Origin of the sequence: Bradyrhizobium barranii subsp. barranii, assembly GCF_017565645.3 — a bacterium.
In the GTDB taxonomy this organism is placed as follows: domain Bacteria; phylum Pseudomonadota; class Alphaproteobacteria; order Rhizobiales; family Xanthobacteraceae; genus Bradyrhizobium; species Bradyrhizobium barranii.
This window is the reverse complement of record NZ_CP086136.1, coordinates 4,501,293-4,525,380: the sequence shown is the minus strand read 5'-3', so window position 1 is coordinate 4,525,380 and position 24,088 is coordinate 4,501,293. Positions and strand designations below refer to the sequence as shown.

At 63.7% G+C, this 24,088-nt stretch carries 23 protein-coding genes and 1 pseudogene; 4 read left to right on the top strand and 20 right to left on the bottom strand.

What is annotated here, in order from left to right; all coding sequences use genetic code 11:
• Nucleotides 1-75 precede the first annotated feature (75 nt).
• Nucleotides 76-3,278: pseudogene (locus tag J4G43_RS21340) on the top strand (efflux RND transporter permease subunit).
• On the opposite strand, the gene J4G43_RS21335 reads toward J4G43_RS21340, so the two are convergent.
• The 15 genes from J4G43_RS21335 to J4G43_RS21265 form a co-directional block, all read right to left on the bottom strand.
• Entirely contained in the window at nucleotides 3,275-4,003 is a 729-nt protein-coding gene (locus J4G43_RS21335; protein WP_208086188.1) for a sulfite exporter TauE/SafE family protein, read from the bottom strand. The pseudogene J4G43_RS21340 and the gene J4G43_RS21335 overlap by 4 nt on opposite strands.
• Before the next feature lie 193 nt (nucleotides 4,004-4,196).
• Complete coding sequence (locus tag J4G43_RS21330) at nucleotides 4,197-4,454, bottom strand: hypothetical protein (RefSeq protein WP_208086187.1); 258 nt, start codon at nucleotides 4,452-4,454, stop codon at nucleotides 4,197-4,199.
• Nucleotides 4,455-4,685: 231 nt separating this feature from the next.
• Nucleotides 4,686-5,804: a helix-turn-helix transcriptional regulator gene (locus J4G43_RS21325; RefSeq protein WP_208086186.1), complete on the bottom strand. Its 1,119-nt coding sequence runs from the start codon at nucleotides 5,802-5,804 to the stop codon at nucleotides 4,686-4,688.
• A gap of 108 nt (nucleotides 5,805-5,912) precedes the next feature.
• Nucleotides 5,913-7,031, bottom strand: a complete 1,119-nt coding sequence (locus J4G43_RS21320) for a helix-turn-helix transcriptional regulator (protein ID WP_208086185.1) — start codon at nucleotides 7,029-7,031, stop codon at nucleotides 5,913-5,915.
• Nucleotides 7,032-7,175: 144 nt separating this feature from the next.
• The gene (locus tag J4G43_RS21315; RefSeq protein ID WP_208086184.1) at nucleotides 7,176-7,409 is read right to left on the bottom strand and encodes a hypothetical protein; all 234 of its coding nucleotides are present in this window, start codon (nucleotides 7,407-7,409) and stop codon (nucleotides 7,176-7,178) included.
• Nucleotides 7,378-7,626, bottom strand: a complete 249-nt coding sequence (locus J4G43_RS21310) for a DUF6894 family protein (protein WP_085404769.1) — start codon at nucleotides 7,624-7,626, stop codon at nucleotides 7,378-7,380. Before J4G43_RS21310 ends, J4G43_RS21315 begins: the two co-directional genes overlap by 32 nt.
• Nucleotides 7,627-7,761: 135 nt before the next feature.
• Nucleotides 7,762-8,736: a helix-turn-helix transcriptional regulator gene (locus J4G43_RS21305; protein WP_208086183.1), complete on the bottom strand. Its 975-nt coding sequence runs from the start codon at nucleotides 8,734-8,736 to the stop codon at nucleotides 7,762-7,764.
• A gap of 222 nt (nucleotides 8,737-8,958) precedes the next feature.
• Nucleotides 8,959-10,116: a helix-turn-helix transcriptional regulator gene (locus tag J4G43_RS21300; RefSeq protein ID WP_208089375.1), complete on the bottom strand. Its 1,158-nt coding sequence runs from the start codon at nucleotides 10,114-10,116 to the stop codon at nucleotides 8,959-8,961.
• A gap of 287 nt (nucleotides 10,117-10,403) precedes the next feature.
• Nucleotides 10,404-10,916: a hypothetical protein gene (locus tag J4G43_RS21295; protein ID WP_166352411.1), complete on the bottom strand. Its 513-nt coding sequence runs from the start codon at nucleotides 10,914-10,916 to the stop codon at nucleotides 10,404-10,406.
• Between the two features lie 100 nt (nucleotides 10,917-11,016).
• Nucleotides 11,017-11,463, bottom strand: coding sequence for a MaoC family dehydratase (locus tag J4G43_RS21290; protein ID WP_014496047.1), 447 nt, complete (start codon nucleotides 11,461-11,463; stop codon nucleotides 11,017-11,019).
• A gap of 387 nt (nucleotides 11,464-11,850) precedes the next feature.
• Nucleotides 11,851-12,273, bottom strand: a complete 423-nt coding sequence (locus J4G43_RS21285) for a hypothetical protein (RefSeq protein ID WP_063983909.1) — start codon at nucleotides 12,271-12,273, stop codon at nucleotides 11,851-11,853.
• 12 nt (nucleotides 12,274-12,285) lie between these two features.
• Complete coding sequence (locus tag J4G43_RS21280; protein WP_028146622.1) at nucleotides 12,286-12,507, bottom strand: hypothetical protein; 222 nt, start codon at nucleotides 12,505-12,507, stop codon at nucleotides 12,286-12,288.
• A gap of 105 nt (nucleotides 12,508-12,612) precedes the next feature.
• Complete coding sequence (locus J4G43_RS21275) at nucleotides 12,613-13,446, bottom strand: lytic murein transglycosylase (protein WP_208086182.1); 834 nt, start codon at nucleotides 13,444-13,446, stop codon at nucleotides 12,613-12,615.
• Nucleotides 13,447-13,565: 119 nt separating this feature from the next.
• On the bottom strand, nucleotides 13,566-14,372 hold the full coding sequence (locus J4G43_RS21270; RefSeq protein WP_208086181.1) for a shikimate dehydrogenase family protein: 807 nt from the start codon (nucleotides 14,370-14,372) through the stop codon (nucleotides 13,566-13,568).
• Nucleotides 14,369-16,222 carry a flavin-containing monooxygenase gene (locus tag J4G43_RS21265; protein ID WP_208086180.1) on the bottom strand — a complete coding sequence of 618 codons (1,854 nt, stop codon included), beginning with the start codon at nucleotides 16,220-16,222 and terminating at the stop codon, nucleotides 14,369-14,371. Before J4G43_RS21265 ends, J4G43_RS21270 begins: the two co-directional genes overlap by 4 nt.
• A gap of 163 nt (nucleotides 16,223-16,385) precedes the next feature.
• On the opposite strand from J4G43_RS21265, the gene J4G43_RS21260 reads away from it, so the two are divergent.
• Both J4G43_RS21260 and J4G43_RS21255 read left to right on the top strand, forming a co-directional pair.
• Nucleotides 16,386-18,011 (top strand): long-chain fatty acid--CoA ligase, encoded by a 1,626-nt coding sequence (locus tag J4G43_RS21260; protein ID WP_208086179.1) that lies wholly within the window; start codon nucleotides 16,386-16,388, stop codon nucleotides 18,009-18,011.
• Between the two features lie 92 nt (nucleotides 18,012-18,103).
• Entirely contained in the window at nucleotides 18,104-19,213 is a 1,110-nt protein-coding gene (locus tag J4G43_RS21255; RefSeq protein ID WP_208086178.1) for a glycoside hydrolase family 172 protein, read from the top strand.
• Between the two features lie 83 nt (nucleotides 19,214-19,296).
• On the opposite strand, the gene J4G43_RS21250 is transcribed toward J4G43_RS21255, so the two are convergent.
• The 5 genes from J4G43_RS21250 to J4G43_RS21230 are packed head-to-tail and all read right to left on the bottom strand — an operon-like array spanning nucleotide 19,297 to nucleotide 21,961.
• Nucleotides 19,297-19,473, bottom strand: a complete 177-nt coding sequence (locus J4G43_RS21250) for a hypothetical protein (RefSeq protein WP_225005007.1) — start codon at nucleotides 19,471-19,473, stop codon at nucleotides 19,297-19,299.
• On the bottom strand, nucleotides 19,470-19,829 hold the full coding sequence (locus tag J4G43_RS21245; RefSeq protein ID WP_225005005.1) for a porin: 360 nt from the start codon (nucleotides 19,827-19,829) through the stop codon (nucleotides 19,470-19,472). Before J4G43_RS21245 ends, J4G43_RS21250 begins: the two co-directional genes overlap by 4 nt.
• A gap of 31 nt (nucleotides 19,830-19,860) precedes the next feature.
• Nucleotides 19,861-20,619 carry an outer membrane protein gene (locus J4G43_RS21240; RefSeq protein WP_208086177.1) on the bottom strand — a complete coding sequence of 253 codons (759 nt, stop codon included), beginning with the start codon at nucleotides 20,617-20,619 and terminating at the stop codon, nucleotides 19,861-19,863.
• 52 nt (nucleotides 20,620-20,671) lie between these two features.
• Nucleotides 20,672-21,181, bottom strand: a complete 510-nt coding sequence (locus J4G43_RS21235; RefSeq protein WP_063983916.1) for a porin — start codon at nucleotides 21,179-21,181, stop codon at nucleotides 20,672-20,674.
• Between the two features lie 51 nt (nucleotides 21,182-21,232).
• Nucleotides 21,233-21,961 (bottom strand): outer membrane protein, encoded by a 729-nt coding sequence (locus J4G43_RS21230; protein WP_208086176.1) that lies wholly within the window; start codon nucleotides 21,959-21,961, stop codon nucleotides 21,233-21,235.
• A 569-nt stretch (nucleotides 21,962-22,530) separates the two neighbouring features.
• Between J4G43_RS21230 and J4G43_RS21225 the strand changes: the two genes are divergently transcribed.
• Nucleotides 22,531-23,742, top strand: coding sequence for an acyl-CoA dehydrogenase family protein (locus J4G43_RS21225; protein WP_208086175.1), 1,212 nt, complete (start codon nucleotides 22,531-22,533; stop codon nucleotides 23,740-23,742).
• The last annotated feature ends 346 nt before the right edge of the window (nucleotides 23,743-24,088 follow it).

Here is a 24,088-nt window from a genome sequence, read left to right as displayed (position 1 = left end):
ATCTCGATTCCGGGTTCGCGGGTATTTCCCGCGTCCCGGTAACGGGAGAGCTGTCTCTCTTGCAGGGGCAAGGCCATGAATCTCTCAAAGTTCTTTATCGACCGTCCGATCTTCGCCGGCGTGCTGTCCGTCCTGATCTTCCTCGCAGGCCTGATCTCGCTGTTCGCGATGCCGATCTCCGAATATCCGGACGTGGTGCCGCCCTCGGTGCTGGTGCGCGCGACCTATCCCGGCGCCAACCCCAAGGTGATCGCCGAGACGGTGGCGACCCCGATCGAGGAGCAGATCAACGGCGTCGAAGGCATGCTCTACATGTCGAGCCAGGCGACCACCGACGGCGCGATGACGCTGACGGTGACGTTCCGGCTCGGCACCGCCCCCGACAAGGCGACACAGCTGGTGCAGAACCGCGTGCAGCAGGCCGAGCCGCGCCTGCCGGCCGTGGTGCGCCAGCTCGGCATCATCACCAAGAAATCGTCCCCCGACCTCACCATGGTCGTGCATCTGCTGTCGCCGAACAACCGCTACGACATGACGTATTTGCGCAACTATGCCGTGCTGAACGTCAAGGACCGGCTGGCGCGCATCGACGGTGTCGGCGACGTCCAGCTCTACGGTGCCGGCGATTATTCGATGCGGGTCTGGGTCGATCCGCAAAAGGCGGCCGAGCACGGCCTGACCGCGAGCGACATTGTCAAGTCGATCCAGGCCCAGAACGTCGAGGCCGCCGCCGGCGTGGTCGGCTCCTCCCCGAACGTCAGGGGTATCGACCTGCAAATGTCCGTAATGCCGAAGGCCGGCTCGCCAACGAGGAGCAGTTCGGCGACATCGTGGTCAAGACCGGCACCCGCGGCGAAGTCGTGCGGCTGCGCGACGTCGCACGCATCGAGCTTGGCGCGTCCGAATACGGCCTGCGCTCGCTGCTCGACAACAAGCAGGCGGTGGCGATCCCGATCTTCCAGGCGCCGGGCTCCAACGCGCTGGAGATTTCCGACCACGTCCGCGCCACCATGGCCGAGATCAAGAAGAACATGCCGGAGGGCGTGTCCTACCAGATCGTCTACGACCCCACCCAGTTCGTGCGCTCCTCGATCGAAGCTGTCATCCACACGCTGCTGGAAGCGATCGCACTGGTCGTGCTGGTGGTGATCCTGTTCCTCCAGACCTGGCGCGCCTCGATCATCCCGCTGCTTGCGGTGCCGGTGTCGATCGTCGGCACCTTCGCGGTGATGCATCTGTTCGGCTTCTCCATCAACGCGCTCAGGCTGTTCGGTCTCGTGCTCGCGATCGGCATCGTCGTCGACGACGCCATCGTCGTGGTCGAGAACGTCGAGCGCAACATCGAGGGTGGCCTGTCGCCGCGTGACGCAACCTACCAGGCGATGCGCGAGGTGTCGGGTCCGATCATCGCGATCGCGATGGTGCTGATCGCGGTGTTCGTGCCGCTCGCCTTCATCTCCGGCCTGACCGGGCAGTTCTACAAGCAGTTCGCGCTGACGATCGCGATCTCGACCGTGATCTCCGCCGTCAACTCGCTGACGCTCTCGCCGGCCCTGTCGGCGCTGCTGCTCAAGGGACACAACGAGCCGAAGGACCGGCTGACGATCATCATGGAAAAGGGCCTCGGCTGGTTCTTCCGCGGCTTCAACAAGGCCTTCACGCGTTCGTCGGAGAACTACAGCAGCACCGTCACCAAGGTGATCTCGGGCAAGGCGGCCGTGATGGGCCTCTATGTGGTGCTAGTTGGCGTGACCGCTTTCCTGTTCCAGCAGGTGCCGAGCGGCTTCGTGCCGGGTCAGGACAAGCAATATCTCGTCGGCTTCTCACGACTACCCGACGGTGCAGCGCTCGATCGCACCGAAGAGGTGATCCGCAAGATGAGCGACATCGCGCTGACCCAGCCGGGCGTCGAGAGCTCGGTCGCGTTTCCAGGCCTGTCGATCGCCGGCTTCACCAACTCCTCCAATGCCGGCATCGTGTTCTCGACGCTGAAACCGTTCGACGAGCGCAAGGGTCCGGCCCTGAGCGGGAACGCGATCGCGGCGGACCTCAACAAGAAATATTCCGGCATCCAGGAAGCCTTCATCGCCATGTTCCCGCCGCCGCCGGTCAACGGCCTCGGCACCATCGGCGGCTTCAAGCTGCAGATCGAGGACCGTGCCGGTCTCGGCTATGAAGCGCTGAACGAGGCGACCAAGGCGTTCATGGCGGCGATGCAGAAGGCGCCGGAGATCGCCGGCGTGTTCTCGAGCTTCCAGGTCAACGTGCCCCAGCTCTTCGCCGACATCGACCGCACCAAGGCGCTTCAGTTGGGCGTGCCCGTGACGGAGGTGTTCAACACGCTGCAGATCTACCTCGGTTCCTACTACGTCAACGACTTCAACAAGTTTGGTCGCACCTACTCCGTCTATGTCCAGGCCGACGCGCCGTTCCGCGCCCGCGCCGACGACATCAGGCAGTTGAAGGTGCGCTCGTCATCCGGCGACATGGTGCCGCTGTCGGCGCTGCTCACGATCCGCCAGAGCGCGGGGCCTGAGCGTGCTATCCGCTATAACGGCTTCCTGTCGTCCGACATCAACGCGGCCGCTGCGCCCGGTTTTTCATCGGGCCAGGCGCAGGAGGTCGCGACGCGGATCGCGGCGGAGACGCTGCCGCCGGGCGTTGCCTTCGAATGGACCGACCTGACCTATCAGGAGTTCATCGCCGGCAATTCCGGCCTCTGGGTGTTTCCGCTGGCGATCCTGCTGGTGTTCCTGGTGCTGGCGGCGCTCTATGAGAGCCTGACCCTGCCGCTCTCGATCATCATGATCGTGCCGATGGGGCTGCTGGCTGCGATGTTCGGGGTCTGGATCTCGAAGGGCGACAACAACGTCTTCACCCAGATCGGATTGATCGTGCTGGTCGGCCTCTCCGCCAAGAACGCCATCCTGATCGTCGAATTCGCGCGTGAGCTCGAATTCGCGGGACGCACGCCGATCCGGGCCGCGATCGAGGCGAGCCGCTTGCGGCTGCGTCCGATCCTGATGACGTCGATGGCGTTCATCATGGCCGTCTTGCCGCTGGTGCTCTCGACCGGCGCGGGCTCGGAGATGCGGCGCGCGATGGGCGTCGCGGTGTTCTCCGGCATGATCGGCGTCACCGTGTTCGGCCTGTTCCTGACGCCGGTGTTCTATGTGCTGCTGCGGACCGTCACCGGCAACAAGCCGCTGGTGCATCACAGCAGCGACACCAGCGCGGCGCCGGTCCAGGGTCTCAAGCATGAAGGCGCAGGCCACTAGATCAGCGAGATCCCCGAGAGCAGCAACAGAACGAGCACGGTCTTGCGAAAGACCGTCTCGTTGACCCGCTGAAAGGCGATCACACCGAGCGCTGAGCCGGCGAACAGCGCCGGCAGGCTGATCGCGAGCTCGACGAACACCTTGGACGACAGGTCCTGGTGTCCGACCAGCAGCGCGATCGCGAAGACCTGCATCGCGGCGATGAACGGCTGCACCAGGCCGCGCTGCTCGCTCTTGGGCATGCCGCGCATGTCGCACCAGATCGTGGGGATCGCGCCAGGCATCGCGGTCAGGCCGCCGACCAGCCCTCCCCCGAACCCGATCAGTGCGACCCAGGGCCGGCCGACTGCCTCACCGGCCGTCACAAGCGTCGGCCGCAGCAGCATGTAGGCCGCATAGAGTGCCACGATGATGCCGAAGCCGCGGCGGAGCAGATGCGTGTCCGTGGATTGCAACAGCGACACCGCGATGGGAACACCGATCAATCCGCCGACGATCAGCAGCAGACTACCCTCCCACCGGATGCTGCGCCGAAGCGCCCACAGATTGGTGGCCTGCACGCCGATGCTGCACGCCATCATCAGCGGCACGGCCTCCAGCGGCTGAAACACGCGCAGCAGAATCGCGCCTGCCACGGCCGAGAACGCGAAGCCCGAGAGCCCCGAAACGAAGGCGCCGGCGAACACGGCGACGCTCACGAGAAGGCTGGTCGTGATATCAGGCACGATGCGTTCTCCGGGTCAATCGTAGGGTGTCTGCGTCGCCGGGACATCGGCAGTCCCGGTGCAGAGCTCCGCATCGTGCGAATTCAGGAGAGGCCGAACGACCGGCTGCGCGTGCGAACGCTCCAGCATTGCCAGCCCGACCAATTGAAGCGCGACGAGCGCCGCCGTCAGCGCGGCGGCGACAATGTTGACGTTACGCGCGTTCGAACGTGGTGCGGCCGGCCGCGCACTCGCGCGGATCAACTCTGTTGGCATTTTCAAAAGTATCCTCTTCATTGCAGACGGGAATAATTTCATTCAAACGCGACGTTTCATGCGGCTGCTCCAGCAAATGGCCGTAGCGCCGCAACGCGCGCTTCGCGTCGATCTCGCGCTGCGCGCGGAATGCCGCGCCGATGCGGGCGACGATGTCGCGGAACTTGCCGGCCGGAGCTGGCGACGCATTTGGCATGACAATCTCCTCTCAACTTGTGCGAGAGATTGATGAGGTTCACTTCCGCTTGCTGTGAGTTGCTTCACACGAAGATCGAACGCGTCGAACAAAAAAACGCGTGAGTTCTCGTAGAAGACAGCACGGAGAATCGCGTCATTCGATCGAACGACCCGCGATAACTTTCTAATGATGCTGCTGTTTGAACCTATCGCGAGCCGGAGCGACTCGCCTGCGCCTTCGGAAAGCGCGTCAGTGCAGAACCGGATTGGAGAATCCAGCCGCGAGCTTGACGAGATCGGCCTGACGCGAGACGCCGGTCTTCGCGAACACCCGATGCAGATGCGTCTTCACCGTCGTCTCCGCGATGCCGAGCGCCACGGCCGTCTCCGGCACACCACCGACCTCGACGATCGATTGCATGACCCTCAGCTCCGCAGGGGTCAACTCGAACGCGCGGTCGATCAGGCCGGCACATGAGCGGCCGTCGAGTTCCGCCTTCCAGATGAACAAGGCGCCGACCGCCGACGTGCGCTCCGCCGCGCCTTCACGCAACAACGACGGCAGCGCGATGACGTGCGCGACGTAGTAGGAGCCGTCATGCGACATCAGCGGAATCTTTCGCCCGGCGGCCGCGGCGACGGCAACCTCGCCTGCGTCACGGAAGATATCGCGCAGCGCCGAATTTGCCGCGGAAGATCGTGCCGCCAGCCGGCCCGCGACAGACCGCAGGACATCATCGGCGGCGAGCAACGTGTCCGCGGCAGGATTGCTGTGGACGATGTTGCAGGCCGGATCGAGCAGGATGACGCCGGCATTCAGCCGATCCACGACATCGGCGAGCGCGATCGCCCGCTGCTGCTTCCGCTCGATCGCCCGGTTGATCAGCAGCGCTCGGCTCGCATGCGGAACCAGGAATTGCATCCGCGCCCGCTGCTCGGCATCGAGCATCCCCTTGCCGGGAATCACGGTGATCAGCATCGGACACGGCGACTTCGACTGTTCCAGAACCACGCTGGCGACATCGACGCAGCCCTGGGGCCGCAGCCATTCCTGATAGAACCGCCCGCGGCGATATTCGTCGAAATTCACGAGATCGGGGATGTTACGAACCTCGCCATAGCGAGGCAGCCGTGCCAGCGGATCGTACTGGGCGTAGGTCTCGGCATAGAGCTGGATGTAGTGCGGATCGACACCGCAGTAATAATGCGTCGCGCCGGACTTGCTGACCGGATCCTTCGAAATCAGCCCGCAAGCCTGGCTGCCGATGAACGCATTGAGCTTGACGACGACATCGCTCCACAACTCAGGGTGAAGACCCGCGTCATATATATTCGCGATCAACTCGGACTGTTTGGGAGGTCGGGACATCAGAACAGCCAATGGTGACTTGGAGATCGCGAAATGTTCGTCGTGCCCGGCGGCACTAGTGAGTCTATCGTGGGAGCAAAAGGTTCAACCCCGACAGCGATTGACCGATCAGTTGACGAGCGGATTGGAGAATCCCGCCGCGAGCTTGACGAGATCGGCCTGACGCGAAACGCCGGTCTTGGCGAACACCCGATGCAAATGCGTCTTCGCCGTGGTTTCTGCGATACCGAGCGCTGCCGCCGTTTCCGGGACGCCACCGACCTCGACGATCGACAGGAACACGCGCAGCTCGGCCGGCGTGAGGTCGAAGGTCCGTGCGATCAGCTCGCCATAGGACTGCCCGCCAAGCGACACCTTGCGCAGGAGCAGCGCACCGGCGGCATCGACCACCTGCTCGCTGCCATTTCGCAGCACGGACGACAGCGGCAGAATATGCGCGACATAACGCTCGCCGCTCGGCGAAAGCAGCGGGATCGCATGGCCCCGTGTGGCAAGCAGGGCAATTTCGCTGCGGGTCGCAAGCGCCTCGCGCAGCGTCTGATTGGCCTCCGCGCTGCTGGTTACGAGCTGCCCGGCAACGGACCGAACCACGTCGGCGGCGGCAAACAAGGCGTGGCCGGCCGAATTCGCATGCACCACCCGGCAAAAGGCATCGAGCAGGAAGATGCCGGACGCCAGATTGTCCAGAACATCCACCAGCGCCGTCGCCAGTGTCAGCTGCGAGGTGATGGCGCGGTTGATCAGCAGCGCGCGGCTGGCGTGCGGCACAATCAGCGAAAGCCGATGCTTCATCGCCGGATCCACCATGCGCCGGCCCGACAGCACCGTCATCATCACGGGGCAGTTCGCATGCGATGTCTCGAGCACAACATTGGCCGCGTCGCTGCAACCCTGCGGCTGCATCCACTCCTGGCAAAAGCGCCCTTTCCGGTATTCATCAAAATTGACGAGATCGGGGATGCTGACGATCTCGCCATGCGGCGGCAGCACCGTCAGCGGGTCGAACTTCGAATGGGTCTCTGAATAGAGCCGGATATAGTGCGGGTCGGCCCCGCAATAATAATGAGTGACGCCGAATTTGCTGATCGAATCCTTGGAAAACAGCCCGCAGGCCTGCCCGCCGACGAAATCGCGAATGCCGGCGACGACGTGGTTCCACAGCGAGGGATCGAGCCCTGCGTCATAGATGGACTCGACCAGTTCCGGCAGCTTCCGTAGTCCGTGCATGGCTTGAAATGGCCTGAGTGATCAATATCACCAAGAATACCATAACCACGGCATGCGACGTCCTCCGATCGGAGGAGGCGCCGGCCGGGCGGATGGGGCCCGGCCGGCGGGCATCGCATTCGAGCCGCCAGGGCTGATGCCGGCTCAGAACGCGACGCGAACGCCACCCTTCGCTGGGCCGGTGCGGCTCCGGTCGGACATCATCATGCCCTCGACCGCGCCGAACACGGACACGTTGCGGCTGGCGCGGTAGTCGAAGCCGAAGCCGGCCACCGCAGCATTGTTGAGCACTTGGCGCCGCGACCTGTTGTCGGCGTTGCCGCCCTGGAAGGTGAAGCCGGGACCGTCATGCCTGGTCCCAGCCGACCTTCTCGACATTTTCTGACCAGACCGCGGCGCGATAGACCTCTCGTCCGCCGGCATCCCTGACGCGAATCCAGGCGTCGCGATCGCGCAGATCGTCACGCCAGACAAACAGATGTCTCGCCATCTCGTCGGCCACGACGAACGTGGCCCTGGCCTGCTCGAAGACCATGCCGCCCGGATCGATCTTCACGACATTGTCGACCAGGAGATCAAAGAAGAAGCGGCGCATTCACAACTCCAATTGCCGGCGCCGTCCGAAACACAGCGTCATCGTTCTACTCCGCGCGCTCAGAAGACGTAGTCGGCCGAAAGCGGCGCACTGCGACAGGCACCCGTCTGGTCGCACAAGCCGCGCACCGCGCGGTCACAGCGCTTCGCCGCTCCTGACGCCGCTGGGCGTCGCGCCATAGGCCCGGCGGAAACAACGATTGAAATAAGAGAGATCGCCGAAGCCGACGTCGTAGGCGATCGAGCTCACCGGCTGCCCGGCGAAGTCAGGCTCGCGCAGCATGCGATGGGCGCGTTTGAGGCGCTGCCCCGTCAGGAAGGACGAGAACGTCTTGCCGTCGGCTTCGAACAGCCGCTGGAGATAGCGTGTGGTCACGCCGAATTCCTGCGCCACGGTCGCGACCGAGAGGTCCTGCTGCCAGCAATTGTTGACGATGAAGGACTTCACCTTCCGCAGCCGCGCGGCCCGGACGCCTCGGCGCCCGGCCAGCTCGTGAACCTCATCCGTCGCGCCGAGAACACGCGCCATCGGATCATGGAGATGTGCAACAGCGAGCTGGCGCAATGCGGGCACCGCGAACGCGCGCTCGCGCACCAGAGACGTCGCGTAGTCGACCAGCAGGCGAAGTCCGGTGGCGCGCTCCGGAATGATTCGCATCACGGTGTCGTCGATGTCCACGATCATGGGCGCCAGCACCCGCCGCGGCACGCGCAGCGACAGACAATTTCCAAGCGAGAGGCGTTCGTAGATCGTCGCGTCCTCCGCGCTCGTCAGAACCGCGTCACCGGGATGAAGCCTCAGATCTCGTCCTCGCGCAGATACTTCGACGATGCCGGATCGGTTGATCATCAGGCCAAGGCTGTCGTTGCCGTCGACGACCAGTTGTTTGGTACGGATGACCCGAGCTCCGACCAGCCCGCCGATCACCAGCTGGACGTCCGGCAAGCCATGGGATGTGAGGCTCGCGGCGAACGGCTTTTCGTCCGTCGGCTCGACCTCCGCCTTGAGCACGCCGCGGCAATAGAATTCGCGCAGCAGCGGCACACGCTCGTCTTCGGGAATGTGGTCCGTCGAAACATTGAGAATGGAAAATTCGTCCTTGCCGCTCACTGCAATTTCTCCAACCGACAGGCAAGCTCGCTCACGCGCTGTCGTCTCCCGCGTCCGGTGCCGGCGCGCATTGTTCCGTGGCGCACGCCGCCCTTCTCATTCAAGTGGCGCCATATACGAAAGTATCAAATGACGCGCGTCGTACGTTCGGAGGACCAGACGATCCTGCTCATCACAATGGATTGAGATTGCATCGCCGCGCGGCTCGCCCCGTCAAATGAATCACATGGTGTCGTCGTCGCGGCGCGTTCGCTGTACAAACGGCGCGGTGAAGCCGGCCGCGATCTTCACGAGGTCGGCCTGCCTGCCGGCACCGGTCTTCTCGAACAGGCGACCGAGATGCGTCTTCACCGTGGTCTCGGCAATGCCGAGCTTTGCCGCGATATCGGGAACGCCGCCGACCTCGACGATGGCCATCAGCACGCGCAATTCGGACCGCGTCAGCCCGAAGGCCGCAGCAATGGCTTCGGGCACGAGCGATGGCACCATCGCGGCCTTCTGTACGAGAAGCACCGTAGCCGCGACGTCTCTCGGCAGGCTGCGCTCCCGCTTCAATGGAAGGACTTGGACGAGATAGTGCTGACCGTCCGCCGACGTCGCGAGCCCGATGCGGCGGCGACCGGCCGGGTGAGTTTCACCATCTGCGGCAACTTCGAACAGGCCGCGGAATATTTTGTCGGCCTGGGTGTTACGGACCACGATCCGGTCGCCGACCATCGCGAGCAGGTTTGCATCGACGAACAGCTGCCGGCACGCCGCGTTGGCGTGGACGACCCGGCCATCCGCATCGAGCAGGCAGATCGCCGTGCTCAGGCCGTCGAGCACATCGGCAAGGTCGTCCACGGTATGCGAGCGCGCCCTGATCTGCCGGCCCATGATCCTGGAACGCTGGATGTGGGGTGCGAGCAGCCGCATGCGTTCGCGCATCGCCTCGTCGACGGTTCCGCGGGATCGGTGGCGTAACACCTGCAACACCGTGGTACGCGCGTCCGATCTCTCGAGCGCGACGGTCGCGAGGTCGATCGCGCCCTGCGGCTCGACCCACTCGCGATAGAAGCTCGTCGCCACGAAGTCCGCGTGCGGCATGATATCGGTCACGCCGATGGCGTGCCCGGCCGCAAAAGCGAGATGACGATCGAGCAGAGGATCCTGCTCGACATATCTGTCGCGATAGAGCTGGCGGAAGCGGGGTTCGGTGCCAAAATGCTGGTGAATCTCGATCGAGAGCCTTGCCGCATCGCGGGATAGGATGGTCGCGGCACACCCGCCGACGAAATGGGAAACCTGTTCCAGCGGGCCGCTGCGTAGCGCGGGATCGACCGCCGCATCGTAGATCTCGCCGACGAGAGACGAGAACCGGTTTGCCTGGAGGATCGTCATCGGAACGACGATGCGATCGGCGTGCGGCCCTGGTGACGAAGGGAGCTTGCGCATTGGAAATTGGCAGAGCCGACGGAGCGGATTGTCGCCTTCGGCGTGGAAAAAGCAGTGCAGCGAGATGCTAAAATATCGAACATCGTCCTTGCGTAACGTCAACCGCAGGGTGCGGCTTGGACGTTTTCGCCAAAGACTAGGATAAAAGCGAACAGCGCGCGAGCTGTGTGCTGTAGGTCACGCGCCCCTCGCGCTGCTTGCTCGATCGCGCACACTGTGCGCGGCGCAGCGCTTTACTTCCGGTTCTCCTCGCAGAACTTCAGCGCGGCCAGCGCCTCGCCGGCGCGCGGGATCTGCATCTCGATGCTGTCCTCGTCATCATCCTCGAAATCGAGCGAGAGACGCCTGGCCTTCGACAGCCGGTCCATGATCGTCTGGTCGTATTCGAAGATGCCGCGCACGGTGGTCTTGTCCATGACCTCCCACTTCGCCTTCTTCATGATGTCGGCGTCATCGGTGCCGACGTCGGCCCGGAGGATCTCGCCGACCTTGTCCCACTCCCAACCGTCATAGATCATCACGATCACGATGGCCTTCTCGGAATAGGTGATCACGATGACGTAGTTGCGGTTCTCGTCTTCCTTGTCCTTGTAGCCGCGGCTCGCATTGCAATGCGTGTCCTGCGCGCGCTTCTCGATGGTCCAGTCGCCGACCCTGGATTGCTGCGCGAACGCCGGCCCTGCGCTCGAGACGGCTGCGCCCAAGGCGCCCGCGCTCAGCAAAGCGGCAAGAAGGAATCGTCTCATGTCAGCCTCCAGCGTTCCCCACGTGGAGATGACCACCTCAGCCTGCGGCCCGCAAGGGCTCGAGGAGGCTGATCCCGGCCGATGCTGAACGTCGCCGGCCCTACACCCGCCTGGGGATGATGGCGATCGGGGTGAAGGTGTAAACCTCCTCGCCGTTCTGGTTGAACATGGTCCATTTCACCAGCGCGATGCCCTGCGGCTTCGACTTCGACGGCGTCAGGCTCATGACCTCGCCGACCAGATGCAGGCGGTCATTGGGCCGTACCGGGATGGTCCAGCGCAGGCCGTCGACGCCCGCGCCGATCAGCGGATGCGGGCCGAACGGGCGGGCCTGGATCGCGAGGTTCATGGCGATCGCGGCGGTGTGCCATCCTGATGCAGCCAGGCCGTTGAACAAGGTCTGCTTGGCGGCCTCATGGTCGAGATGCATCGGCTGCGGATCGAACTCGGCTGCAAAGCGCTTGATGTCGGCTTCGGTGACTTGCACCTCGGGGGATTTGAACCGCATTCCGATGGTGAGATCGTCGAACCACTCGACCTGCGCCATGATTTTGCCTCGCAATATGACTTGCCGCCCACCGGAAAGGCGCGGCTGAAGGACTAAGCAGCGCGGGATGTAGCGGGTCTGCGGTGCACAAACCAGCCCCGGGTTCCCCGCGAAACCCGTTTCCCAAAACGACGAAACACGCCTGAAACAGATTGCCGGTTATCTGGTTGTCAAAATCATACAGGGACGGCCACCATGCAATTCTTCCTCGACCTCATCCTGGATTATGCCTGCTGCCAAAATCTCGTCTCCCAGCCGCTGCGGGAGGATGAGCTATGATCGAGCTGATCTCAGCCGTGCTCGCCCTTTGCAGCGTCGCTGTGTTCGCGGCGCATGCGCTGGATGCCTACCGCACCACGCACTCCTGATCGGTACGCCCTCCGGCCGCTAGAACGGGCGCCGGTAAAAGTGCTCCGAGTGCGTGGCCGGCGGAAACCGGTTGGCGAGCGCGATTGCCGCGTTCTCGTCAGTCTCGAGCGCGACCTTCTGCGCCAGCATCACGTCGCCGGGCACGAGAAAGCCTGACGGGACGAAGCACCATCCCATCGCCGCACGCCCCTCATCGTCGATCTCATGGACATTGGCGGCCGTGCCGTAGTGGATGCGGTACCTTTTGCCGGTATCGCAGCCGATGACATCGAAATACCGATGCTGCTCGAATTGCGCGCGCTGCGCCGGCGACAGCCATTCGGCCAAAAGCCGGCGGCCGCGGGCATCCGGCGTGTTCTCGCCGAAGAAGCGCCGATACAGCTCGCGCAGCGCATGCAGACGCGCACGCGCCGGCGCACGGAGCCAAATTGCCGCGATCATGAGCAGCTCAGATCAACCGCCGACCAGGCGGGGATAGAACAGCGTTTCGTGCGCGGTCGGATCGAATGACTTGATGCGGGTGACTTCACCGGGTCCAGTACGATAGGCGGCGGTGAAGCCCGCTCCGGTCAGCTCACGAAAGCGCCGTTCGGCTCGCGCCAGCGCTTCGGCATTGTCAGGATCAAACTCGTGGCGCGTGTCGCCAGTCTGGTCCATCACGATCTGGGTAGCCATATTGAGTCTCCTCATGCCAGCCCTGCCCCCGATCAAAGCAAACCTCGTGCCGTCAGTTCCTCAACGCAAGAACTTTCTCGTGCGCGGCCGAGCCTTCATGCGGCCTCAACGCAACGCGGCCGCCCCTCCTCCCTCGTCGATCTGCCGTCCCATCAGGGCGATTGCCTTCTGATAGACGCCGGCAGCATTCCAAGCCTCGATAGCGGCAAAATTCGGTTCGCCCGGCTGGTAACCGGCTCCTGCGCGCCAGCCATGAGCTTTCAGGAAATTCGCCGTCGAGTTCAGCGCATTGGCGGCAACCTCGAGATTGCCGATGCCGTAGGCCAGGATGTTCTTGGGCATGAACTGGGTCTGGCCGACCTCGCCGTGCATGGAGCCGCGGGTCGCGCCTGACAGCGTGCCGCGGTCGATCAGCTTGAGGGCGGCATAGAGCTGGTCGGTGAAGAATTCGGGACGGCGGCAGTCATAGGCAAGGGTCGCGATCGACGACAGCATGTTCTGGTTGCCGCGCTGGCTGCCGAAACCGGTCTCCATGCCCCAGATCGCGATCAGCGGCCCCGGCGGGACGCCGTAGCGCTGCTGGATCGAGGCGAACAAGGCGGCCTGCGACTGCTTGAGCTGCCGCCCCTTGGCGACGATGGTGGTGGCGCCGCGCTTGGCGAGGAACTGGTCGAGCGTCAGCGAGAAGCTGCGCTGGCCGCGGTCGGCTGCGATCGTGGCACCGGCGTAATTGGTCTGCATCAGCGCCGAGAGTGCGGTTTGTCCGACGCCCTTGCCCTGCGCCTCCGCGCTGAACTCGCGCTTCCAGGCCTCAAAGCCCGCTGGCGAGCTGCCGCATTGCGCGGCTTCGGCCATGGATATCAGGGACATGGGCGCCAGCGAGAGAAGCAGCGCTGCAGCGCCGATCATGGCCGTCGCGACGGTCCTGCCCTTGGTCATTCCCTGGTCCTCTCACATAAACGTGCGCGACCGGCTCGCGCGGTCCCATGATCCTACGTCGGCCCTGATCGCTCAAGCCCCATCCGGCGTAACCTGTGCCTTGACACCGGGGCGACCGCCTAGCCTTCCCCGTCGCGGCCGAGCAGGAAATCCACCATGATGCCCTGGTGCTGCTCGTACATGTCCGTACCGGTCCCGGTCACGCAGCCGACCCTGCGGGCGGCAGCGACGAAGGGCGAGACTTCAGGCTTTGTGATGACGCAGCCGCAATAGGCCGTCGGCGCAAGCCGCGCGACATCGACCGGCAGCGGATCGCCCTCTTTCATCCCGGCGGGTGTCGCATTGGCGACGAAATCGAAGCCCGCGGGATCCCCGGTGCCGACCCGCACGGGCGTTCTGCCGAGCCCGTTGAGCCGGCCGATCAGTGCGTCGCGGCGCTCGGGCACGCTGTCATGAATCGCGAGATCGCTCACGCCGGCCTCGACCAGCGCAAGCGCGATCGCCGATCCTGCGCCGCCGGCGCCGACGAGCAGCGCCCGCATGCCCCGGGGATCGATCCCCTTGGCCCGCGCCGCACCGACGAAGCCGAGGCCGTCCACCATGTCGCCATGCCATGAGCGGTCGGCGCGCCGGCGCATCAGGTTCGCGGTGCGCAGGAAATGTGCGCGCTCGGTCGCACTGGCGCAGGCCTCATAGCAGGCGAATTTGTGCGGGATGGTCACGACGATGCCGTCGAGGTTCTTCAGCCGCGTCGCCACCGAAAGGAAATCCGGCAAATCCGCTGGCGCAACCTGGACCGGCACGAGAATGCCGTCATGGCCGCGCGCGGCGAAGGCGGCTGTCACGCCCGCCGGCGAGCGCACCTGTGCGATGGGATCGCCGACGATGACGTAGAGCCGCGTCGCGCCTGATGGGGCCGCGATCATGCCGTTGAAGCCGGAACCTGAGAGCCGCCCGCCTCGGTCCCCTCAGTCAATTCCAAGCCATCCAGATTGCCTTCCTTGCGCCATTTGTCGAGCAGCCGCAGGAACGCCACCGGCCCGCGCCAGTACTGGCTGTTTCTCGCCGCGATCGGATCGAACACGCCCTCGTTGTTGTAATAGCCCGGCGTGCATTCGGCCAGATAGGTCTGGCGGCCGAGCGCGGCCTTGACGACTTCGTCGACCCAGGCGTTCTCGGCAGCGAGCGTCGGCTCCAGCGTCCGCGCTTTGCGCTTGCGCGCCTCCGCGATCACATAGGCGATGTGCTGCGACTGCTCGTCGATGATGTGCGGAAAATTGGCGCTCTGGCCGGCCTGCACGGTGACGATCAGGAAGCAATTCGGGAAACCGCGGCTGTAGAAGCCATGCAGCGTCTTGACGCCATCGCGCCATCGCTCGGACAGGCTCACGCCGTCGCGGCCGTAAACCTCGAAGCCCATGCGGCGGGCGTAATCGGTGCCGACCTCGAAGCCGCTGGCATAGATCAGGCAGTCGAGCTCATAGGCCTTGCCGTCAACCACGACGGCGTTCTCGGTGATCCGCTCGACGCCCTGCCCTTTGGTGTCGACCAGATGCACGTCGGGACGATTGAAGGTGTCGAGATATTCGTCGTGGAAGCATGGGCGTTTGCAGAACGCCTTGTACCAGGGCTTGAGCGCCGCCGCGGCGGCTTCGTCCTTCACGACGGTATCGACGCGCGCGCGAATCTCTTCCATCTTGCGGTAGTCGGCCTGCTCGATGACCTTCAGCGCCTCTTCGAGCGAGGTCACCGGCTGCGGCTGGCGGCGCGGCGCCAGCAGGATCTCGCCAAGCAGGCCGGTCCAGCCGTCCTGCACCAGGTCCCGTTCGAACGGCTCGCCGGAGATCACCGCGGTGAAATTGTCCATGCGCTCGCGCTGCCAGCCGGGCTTGATGCTCTGCGCCCAGCTTGCGTCCGTCGGACGGTCATCGCGCACGCCGATCGCCGATGGCGTGCGCTGGAAGACGTAGAGCTCCTTCGCCGAGCGGCCGAGATGCGGCACGCATTGCACGGCGGTCGCGCCGGTCCCGATAATGCCGACGCGCTTGTCGGCGAGACCGGTGAGACCGCCTTCAGCCGTGCCGCCGGTGTAGCCATAATCCCAGCGGCTGGTGTGGAAGCTGTGTCCCCTAAAGGTCTCGATGCCGGGAATGCCCGGCAGCTTCGGACGGCTCAGCGGGCCCCCGGCGAGAATGACGAAGCGCGCGCGGATGCGATCGCCACGATCGGTCTCGACCAGCCAGCGTCCCTCCTGCTCCTGCCATTCCATCCGCGAGATGATTGTCTGAAACAGCGCGCGCTCGTAGAGGCCGAAGTGACGGCCGATGCGGCGGGAGTGCTCGTAGATCTCGGGCGCCCGCGCATATTTGCGCACCGGCATGTAACCGGTCTCTTCCAGCAGCGGCAGATAGATGTAGCTCTCGGTATCGCAGGCCGCACCGGGATAACGATTCCAGTACCAGGTGCCGCCGAAATCGGCGGCCTTTTCCACGATACGAAAATCCTCGATGCCGGCCTCGCGCAGACGCGCGCCACAGAGCAGGCCGCCGAAGCCGCCGCCGACGATGAGAACTTCGGTCTCCTCGCTGACAGCTGCGCGGGCAAATCCGGGATCGGCCCAGGGATAGCGGCCGAAATCGCCTGCGACCTCGACATATTGCGCCTTGCCCTCCGCGCGCAGGCGGCGGTCGCGCTCGTCGCGATAACGCGCGCGGAGTGCGGAAATATCGACCGTAGATTCGCCGGCTGTACCGGTCTTGTGTCTTTCCGCTGACATCGATTTCCTCCACGGCGGACGCTGCTTCGGATCAGTTAGCCCCGAAAAAGTGACGCATGCAATCGCGTCCCTCGCTTTTTGCGTGAACGTCCCGTGACGTTCCGCTAACCTCACGCGCAAATCACAACATATGCCACGCAACGACGTGGCTGCGGAGGAGACCATGCAGGGATTGATGATGGATATGCCGCTCCTGATTAGCGGCCTGATCCAGTATGCCGCGGACTATCACGGCGAAGCCGAGATCGTCGCGCGCGAGATCGAGGGCGACATCCATCGCTACACCTACGCCGACGCCCATCCACGCATCAAGCGCATGGCGCTGGCTCTGAAGCGGCTCGGCATGAAGCAAGGCGACCGCGTCGGCACCCTGGCCTGGAATACGCACCGGCATTTCGAGATGTTCTATGCCGCGCCGGGCATGGGCTACGTGCTGCACACCATCAATCCGCGGCTGTTCCCCGAGCAGCTCGTCTACATCATCAACCACGCCGAGGACCGGCTGCTGTTCATCGACCGCGCCACGCTGCCGCTGGTCGAGGCGATCGCGCCGCAGCTGAAGACGATCGAGGCCTTCGTCCTGATGTCCTCGCGCGAGCGGATGCCGGAGACCAAGCTTGCGAACGTGCATTGCTATGAGGATCTCCTCGCCAGCGAGAACGACGGCGGTTTCGCCTGGCCGGAGTTCGACGAAAAATCCGCCTCCACCATCTGCTACACGTCGGGCACGACCGGCAATCCGAAGGGCGTGATCTACTCGCACCGCGCCGCCATCTTGCAAACCATGACCTGCTGCAATTTCGACTTCCTGCCCGGCCATGTCGAGGGCGTGCGCGAGGTGATGATGCCGATGGCGCCGCTCTTCCACGGCAACGGCTGGAACATGCCGTTCACCGCGCCTTACACGGGATCGAAGCTGGTGCTACCCGGCCGCAACTATGAGCCCGACAAACTCTATGAACTGCTCGAAGGCGAGAAGGTGACGCTGTCGGCGGGCGTGCCGAGCTTCTGGCTGATCCTGCTCGATTGGCTGGGTCGCACCGGCAATAAATTCTCGACGCTGCGCGCGACGCTGTCGTCCGGCTCGGCGCCGCCGCGCGCGATGGTCGAGAAGCTGAAGCGCGACTATGACATCAACTACGTCCAGGCCTGGGGCATGACCGAGGCCCTGGGCTGCTCGATGCCGGGCTTACGGCCGGGCTCCGAGCATCTCGGCGACAAGGAGAAATTCGACCGGCGCCAGGTGTCGGGCCGCGCCTGCTTCGGCACAGCCTTGCGCATCGTCGACGACGGCGGCAACGAGCTGCCGCGCGACGGCAAGACCGTCGGCCATCTGCGCGCGCGTGGACCGTGGGTCGCCTCGGGCTATATGAAGCTCGACGAAGGCCTCGACCGTGATGGCTGGCTGATCACTGGCGACATGGCGGTGATCGACAGCCAAGGCCACGTCACGCTGACCGATCGCTCCAAGGACGTGATCAAGTCCGGTGGCGAATGGATCTCCTCGATCCAGCTCGAGGACGTCGCCTTGTCCCACCCCGATGTGCTTCAGGCCGCGGTGGTCGCGATCAACCATGAAAAATGGCAGGAGCGTCCGCTGCTCCTCGTCGTCCGCAAGAAGGGCGCGACCGTGGACGGCAAGGCCCTGCTCGACCACATGCGCCCGAAGATTGCGAGCTGGTGGATGCCGGATGCGGTCGAATTCCTGGACGAACTTCCGATGACCGGCACCGGCAAGGTGCTCAAATCCGCGCTGCGCGAGAAGTTCAGGGAATACCGCGTCGCCTGAAGTACGCGCACCCTGCGTGCGCGGTCTTCATCTTTTGGTAGATTCGACGGCGATATATCGAGGTGTCGCTAACTCCAGGGATAGAGGACAGCATGGCGTTTTCCGGATTGGGCCTGCATCTCGGCAATCTGTCGCGCCTGTCGAATGCGCAGACGCGCTCGATCAGCCCCGAGAATTTCACCGGCGAGAAGGGCAAGGGCGGCATGTCGGTCGACGGCCCTGCCGCACGCCAGGCCCGCGATCTCGGCCAGGGCTGGAAGGTCTCGCCCTATGTCGTCATCGAGCCCGGCGCGACCTTTACGCTCGGCGACATTCACGGCCAGGGCGCGATCCAGCAGATCTGGATGACGCTGGCGCGCGGGCGCCTTCGTCACTCGATCCTGCGCGTCTACTGGGACGACCAGGCACAGCCAAGCGTGGAATGCCCGGTCGGCGATTTCTTCGCCTGCGGATGGGAGGAATTCGCGCAGGTGTCCTCGCTCGCGGTCTGCGTCAATCCCGGTCGCGCCTTCAACTGTTACTGGGAAATGCCGTTCCGCAAGCGCGCGCGCTTCACGCTGGAGAACCGCAGCGAGGAGCAGCTCACCGTCTACTACCAGATCAACTATGCGCTGACTGAGGTGCCCGAGGACTGCGCCTATTTCCATGCGCAGTTCCGGCGTACCAACCCGCTGCCGTACAAAGAGGTCTACACCATCCTCGATGGCGTCAGCGGTGCGGGCCATTATGTCGGCACCTATATGGCCTGGGGCGTCAACAACAACGGCTGGTGGGGCGAAGGCGAGATCAAGTTCTTCATCGACGGCGACGGTGCATTCCCGACCATCTGCGGCACCGGCACCGAGGACTATTTCTGCGGCGCCTATAATTTCGATCCCTATGTCGCGCATGCCGGCCAGGGGCAATCACGCTACCAGGAATTCACCACGCCCTATGCCGGCCTGCCGCAGGTGATCCGTCCCGATGGTGTCTACAAGTCGCAGCAACGCTTCGGCCTATACCGCTGGCACATCCCCGATCCCGTGCGCTTCCGCTCCGATCTGCGCGTGACGATCCAGGCACTGGGCTGGCTGCCGGGCGTCAAGGAGGCGAAGTATCTTCCATTGCAGGACGACATCGCCTCGGTCGCATTCTGGTACCAGACGCTGCCGACCCCGCCCTTCCCGACATTGCCCGGCCCGGATTATCTCGAAATCGGCTAGCCGCCCTTCCCTGCGCTCACAGCATTTGCGCCGCCCGGACGTCGTGAAGATCGTCCGGGCGGCGCCTTCGTGTTCGGCGCCGGCTACCAGGAATACTGGAGCCCCACGCGTCCAAGGGCGCGCACGTCGCTCCACGACTGCGCCGGAAGCGCCACGCCAAACTCCGTCGCGGTCCGGTTGGACGTGGACGTCAAGCTGCCGCGATCGAGACCGAACGCGATGCCCATGGTCAGTGACAGGTTTCCCTGGATCCTGATCATTCCGACCACACCGCGGCATGCTGCCCGTCGAAGACGGCCCAGTGCGTCGAGATCGCATAGTTGGTCCCGTCGGGCAGGAACGGATTGACGAGCGAAGTCGCCATGGCCGTTCCCGTCGCTGCACGGGTAATCTGGCGTGCGAGATCGAACTGGCTCTGCACCGTCTGCCCCGCGTTCACGCAGGTGTCAGTACCCGGTATGTAGAAGAAGTTGGCACCGTAGACCGAGCAGATCTTTTCGTACTCGACCGCAGCATGGCCGGGCGTCGGGATCGCCAGAACCAGAGCGGCAGTCGCAAGGATAGCGCGCAGGTGACGTCGGAAGACGTCTCGTGCCGCGTTGATTTGCTTCCACATGTTTGTCTCCAATCAGTGACGTTGACGCGGCTCAGTAACGAGCAACGATGGCATCGCCGTTGAAGCGGTAGTTCACGCCGAGCTTCACGAGATGAAGGTCATGGTCGACGTTCTGGGTGCTGATCCGTGTGCTCAGCGCGATCGCGGCCGGACCGAAATACAGGTAGTCGTACTCCAGTCGCGCCGAGAGATTGCTCGTCAGCGAGTATTCAAGGCCGACGCCGCCGGTCAAGCCGGTCCGCTGGTGGTTCACGTCGAGCGGAGCAACCGTGCCGACATAGGCCTGGTAGGCGACATTTGCCCAGGCAACGCCGCCTTTGGCGTAAGCCAGTACGTTATCAAACGCGTAGCCGATGCGACCGGTGCCCGTCGCCATCGCCTGGTACGACACTGAAAGCCCGGACAAGATGGGGTTCGCGGGATCGAACGGACGATTGCCCTTGATCGACGCCCAGGAAAGATCGAGCTCGGCACCGACCACGATGTTGTCGAACTGCCAGTTGGCGCCAACCTGCGCACCTGCGAGCGCGCCCTTTGTGTCCATCGTGAAGCGATCTTGCGCGAATGCGAAGCTCGGGTCGACGAGCCGGCTGCTGCCCATGCCATAACCGCCATGAGCACCAATGTAGAAGCCGTTCCAGAGCGGCACCGGAGCGACGACCGGAGCCTTCACGGTCATGTCGGCCGCGTTCGCGGATGTAGCGGTGAGCGGCATGGCCGCGAGAAGCGGCGTGACGGCAGCAACGCAGGAGAGGAAGCGGCGCGCCGATCGCGAGAGAGAGATTGTCATGGGATGGTCTTTCAAATGTCAGAATGAATTTTAGGAGCGAGCGTCGCGTGCATCACCAGGCGTACATGAACCCCGCGCGGCCGAGGCCACGGACGTCACTCCACGATTGCGCCGGGATCGCCGTGCCGAATTCCGTCTGCGTGCGGTTGGTGAGGGACGTGAGGCTTCCCTTGTCGAGGCCGAGCGAGAAGCCGCCCGAGAACACGAAATTGCCGGAGACCCGCACGAGCCCTGAGAAGCCCGCTGCGTGCTGGCCGTCATAGGTCGCCCAGTGGGTCGAGACCGCGTAATTGGTGCCGGTCGGAAGCCACGGCGCGACGAGCGACGCGGCCATCGCGGTGCCGGTCGAAGCGCGGGTCTGCGCACGCGCGAGATCGAACTGGTTCGTCGCGATCTGGTTGGCGTTGGTGCAGGTGTCGGTGCCCGGAATGTAGAAGAAGCCGGCGCCGTACAAGGAGCAGACCTTGACGTACTCGACTGGAGCGGCGGCGTGGCTTGGTGCGGCGATCATGGCGCCGAGGCCGGCGGTGACGACTGCGGCGATCTTGGACATGGTGGACATGATGTTGTCTCCGAGGATTTCTGTTGAATGTTGATTCGATGTGCCGGGGAATTAACGCGGGAGGCCGCCGTCGCCGTTGAAACGGACGTTGATGCCGGCCTTCACCACCTGGACGAAATGCTTGATCTCGGAGGTCGTGTCCTGGCTCACCCAATGCAGCGTTTCGGTGGGGAGAAAGATCGCGTTGTATTCGACCTTGGCGGAGACGTTGCGCAGGAAGGCCACTTCCAGGCCGACGCCGCCGACGGCACCGAACAGCTCGCGGTTGTAGTTGGTGATCTCCGGGGTGAACCGCGACGAGAGCTCCATGCGGGCATAGGCGCCACCGCCCTTGGCATAGGCGAGCCATTGGCCCGATGCGTAGCCGACACGGCCCGTCGCGGTCGCGAGGGCGGTGTAGCCGACCCCGTTGGTGGTGCTCGACGTGAGAAGGGGCGAGGTGCTGGTGTTGCCCTTCACGAAGGACCAGGAGCCGTCGACCTCGGCACCAAGGACATAGTTGCCCAGCTGCCAATTGTAGCCGAGCTGCCCGCCCGCGAGCGGTCCGTTGTAGTAGGCAGAGAACGGGTTGTTGGCGGGGCTGTTGAGGGGATCGCGAAACTCCGACTTCCCCCATCCCCAGCCACCATGGACACCGGCGTAGAATCCAGACCAGGAGACGACGGGTGCTGGCGGCGGACCGCCAGCGAGAGCAGGTGAAGCGATAATCGCGCTCATCGCTGCAACGGCGGCGGTGAGCCTGATGCGGCGAGTGACGGAGCGTTCTGATTGCGTGTGCATGTCGATGTCCGTTTCCTTTTTCGAATTCAAGATTGTGTTGCTTATATTAATCTATTTTAGATTGTGTCTTGAGGTGCGACGTTGGGATCAAGCCCTTGCTTGCTTTTGAACGAACGAAACCGGCGACCGCGCAGCTTGCGGATCGACGGGACGAACTACCGGTTGTTGGAAGAACCCGCGCGCAGTCTAGGACAATGCGCTCCGCGTCCCATCGACTGGCGAACTAGGGGCGCGCGATCCGTAAGGATGTGCTTCCGTAGTCCCCTTGTGTTGTCATGACTGCTGCCCCCACTTTTGATTGAGGCCGATCTTAGGCACGACCTTTCGGATTGCCAGTCGCGTCAAAGTCACAGTTGCTGATTGTTTCCCACGCGCTTCTCATTCGGTGCACAAACGCAAGACAACGCATGAATGGACGTTAATATCGCTACGCAACAGGTGAGCTCTGACGCGATTTGCGCAGAGCCGCGCCGATGAAAATGCGATGAGGCAAGCGCCGCTATCGCCGACTCGATTCTGATGCAGGCCGGCCCCGCGTGCAGGCGCTGCTTGATCTACAGGAGGTCCAGATGCTCTACCCGATGTCGCCCAAAGTCGTCGAACTCAAGCGCAAGCTCGAAAGTTTCATGGACCGGCACATCTATCCGAACGAGGAGCGCTTCTATCGCGAAGCGGAGGAGCTCGGACCGTGGAAGGTCTATCCGGTCGTCGAGGAGCTGAAGCCGCTGGCGCGCGCCGAAAGTCTCTGGAATTTGTTCCTGCCGGAGTCCGGCCACGGCGCGGGTCTCACCAATCTCGAATATGCCCCGCTCTGCGAGGTGATGGGGCGCACGCATCTGGCGCCCGAAGTGTTCAACTGCTCGGCGCCCGACACCGGCAACATGGAGGTGCTGGAGCGCTATGGCACGGAGAAGGACAAGGAGCGCTGGCTGAAGCCGCTGCTATCAGGCGAAATCCGCTCCTGCTTCGCCATGACCGAGCCCGCGGTCGCATCATCCGATGCGACGAACATCGAAAGCTCGATCGTGCGCGACGGCGACCATTACGTCATCAACGGGCGGAAATGGTACACGACCAACGCGACCGATCCGCGCTGCAAGATCTGCATCTTCATGGGCAAGACCGATCCGGACAATCCCGACCGCCACAAGCAGCAATCCATGATCCTGGTGCCGATGGACACGCCGGGCATCGAGGTCAAGCGTCCGCTGCCCGTGTTCAGCTTCTACGGCGTGCCCGACCGCGCTTCCGAGGTCGTCTTCACCAATGTGCGCGTGCCCAAGGAGAACATGCTGCTGGGCGAAGGCCGCGGCTTCGAGATCGCACAGGGCCGCCTCGGCCCCGGCCGCATCCATCACTGCATGCGGCTGATTGGCCTTGCCGAGCGCACGCTGGAAAAGATGTGCCGCCGCGTGCGCAGCCGCGTGACCTTCGGCAAGCCGGTCTCGGAGCAGACCGTGACGCAGGAGCGAATCGCGGAAGCCCGCATCATGATCGAGCAGGCCCGGCTGCTGACGCTCAACGCCGCCTACGCGATGGACACGGTCGGCAACAAGGTCGCGAAGGCTGAGATCGCGATGATCAAGGTCGCCGTGCCCAACATGGCCTGCCAGATCATCGACTGGGCCATCCAGGCGCACGGCGGCGGCGGCACCTCGAACGATTTTGGCTTGACCCAGGCCTACGCGACCGCGCGCCTGCTGCGGCTTGCCGATGGGCCGGATGAGGTGCACCGAAACCAGATCGCGCGATTCGAGCTGAAGAAATACTCGAATGACTGAGCAGACGTTGGTTCGTCAGTCCCTAACCGACGCCTGAGCATCGGGGTCTAGTCGATGCTTGGCGGCTCCTGGATGGGTGCAGAGACCTTTTGCTTCGAAATCGCTTCGAGCATCGCTCCGAAAATGATGATCGGCAGATAGAACGCAAGCATGATCGTATTCCTCCTGCTGTGAAAACCTTGGCCTGCAGGACCAGGTTCCTCAATTTGACACTCGCCCGCCTCGGAAAAATTTCGTCGCTTACCTAGCTACCGACGAAACCGAGTCGCATGCAGTATCAGGAACGCATCGCGTCAATCGCATGGGCGATCAGAACGACTGCGCTCGCGGCAATGAGAAACACAAA

Coding starts and splice junctions, on each gene's coding strand:
- J4G43_RS21250 (WP_225005007.1), bottom strand. CDS start 19,473: ATGATCAGGATCCAGGGAAACCTGTCACTGACCATGGGCATCGCGTTC.
- J4G43_RS21285 (WP_063983909.1), bottom strand. CDS start 12,273: ATGATCGCGGCAATTTGGCTCCGTGCGCCGGCGCGTGCGCGTCTGCAT.
- J4G43_RS21270 (WP_208086181.1), bottom strand. CDS start 14,372: ATGATCGCGGCCCCATCAGGCGCGACGCGGCTCTACGTCATCGTCGGC.
- J4G43_RS21330 (WP_208086187.1), bottom strand. CDS start 4,454: ATGCCAAATGCGTCGCCAGCTCCGGCCGGCAAGTTCCGCGACATCGTC.
- J4G43_RS21240 (WP_208086177.1), bottom strand. CDS start 20,619: ATGACAATCTCTCTCTCGCGATCGGCGCGCCGCTTCCTCTCCTGCGTT.
- J4G43_RS21245 (WP_225005005.1), bottom strand. CDS start 19,829: ATGTGGAAGCAAATCAACGCGGCACGAGACGTCTTCCGACGTCACCTG.
- J4G43_RS21260 (WP_208086179.1), top strand. CDS start 16,386: ATGCAGGGATTGATGATGGATATGCCGCTCCTGATTAGCGGCCTGATC.
- J4G43_RS21225 (WP_208086175.1), top strand. CDS start 22,531: ATGCTCTACCCGATGTCGCCCAAAGTCGTCGAACTCAAGCGCAAGCTC.
- J4G43_RS21230 (WP_208086176.1), bottom strand. CDS start 21,961: ATGCACACGCAATCAGAACGCTCCGTCACTCGCCGCATCAGGCTCACC.
- J4G43_RS21325 (WP_208086186.1), bottom strand. CDS start 5,804: ATGTCCCGACCTCCCAAACAGTCCGAGTTGATCGCGAATATATATGAC.
- J4G43_RS21300 (WP_208089375.1), bottom strand. CDS start 10,116: ATGACGATCCTCCAGGCAAACCGGTTCTCGTCTCTCGTCGGCGAGATC.
- J4G43_RS21265 (WP_208086180.1), bottom strand. CDS start 16,222: ATGTCAGCGGAAAGACACAAGACCGGTACAGCCGGCGAATCTACGGTC.
- J4G43_RS21280 (WP_028146622.1), bottom strand. CDS start 12,507: ATGGCTACCCAGATCGTGATGGACCAGACTGGCGACACGCGCCACGAG.
- J4G43_RS21290 (WP_014496047.1), bottom strand. CDS start 11,463: ATGGCGCAGGTCGAGTGGTTCGACGATCTCACCATCGGAATGCGGTTC.
- J4G43_RS21295 (WP_166352411.1), bottom strand. CDS start 10,916: ATGAGACGATTCCTTCTTGCCGCTTTGCTGAGCGCGGGCGCCTTGGGC.
- J4G43_RS21310 (WP_085404769.1), bottom strand. CDS start 7,626: ATGCGCCGCTTCTTCTTTGATCTCCTGGTCGACAATGTCGTGAAGATC.
- J4G43_RS21255 (WP_208086178.1), top strand. CDS start 18,104: ATGGCGTTTTCCGGATTGGGCCTGCATCTCGGCAATCTGTCGCGCCTG.
- J4G43_RS21235 (WP_063983916.1), bottom strand. CDS start 21,181: ATGTCCACCATGTCCAAGATCGCCGCAGTCGTCACCGCCGGCCTCGGC.
- J4G43_RS21320 (WP_208086185.1), bottom strand. CDS start 7,031: ATGCACGGACTACGGAAGCTGCCGGAACTGGTCGAGTCCATCTATGAC.
- J4G43_RS21315 (WP_208086184.1), bottom strand. CDS start 7,409: ATGTCGAGAAGGTCGGCTGGGACCAGGCATGACGGTCCCGGCTTCACC.
- J4G43_RS21275 (WP_208086182.1), bottom strand. CDS start 13,446: ATGACCAAGGGCAGGACCGTCGCGACGGCCATGATCGGCGCTGCAGCG.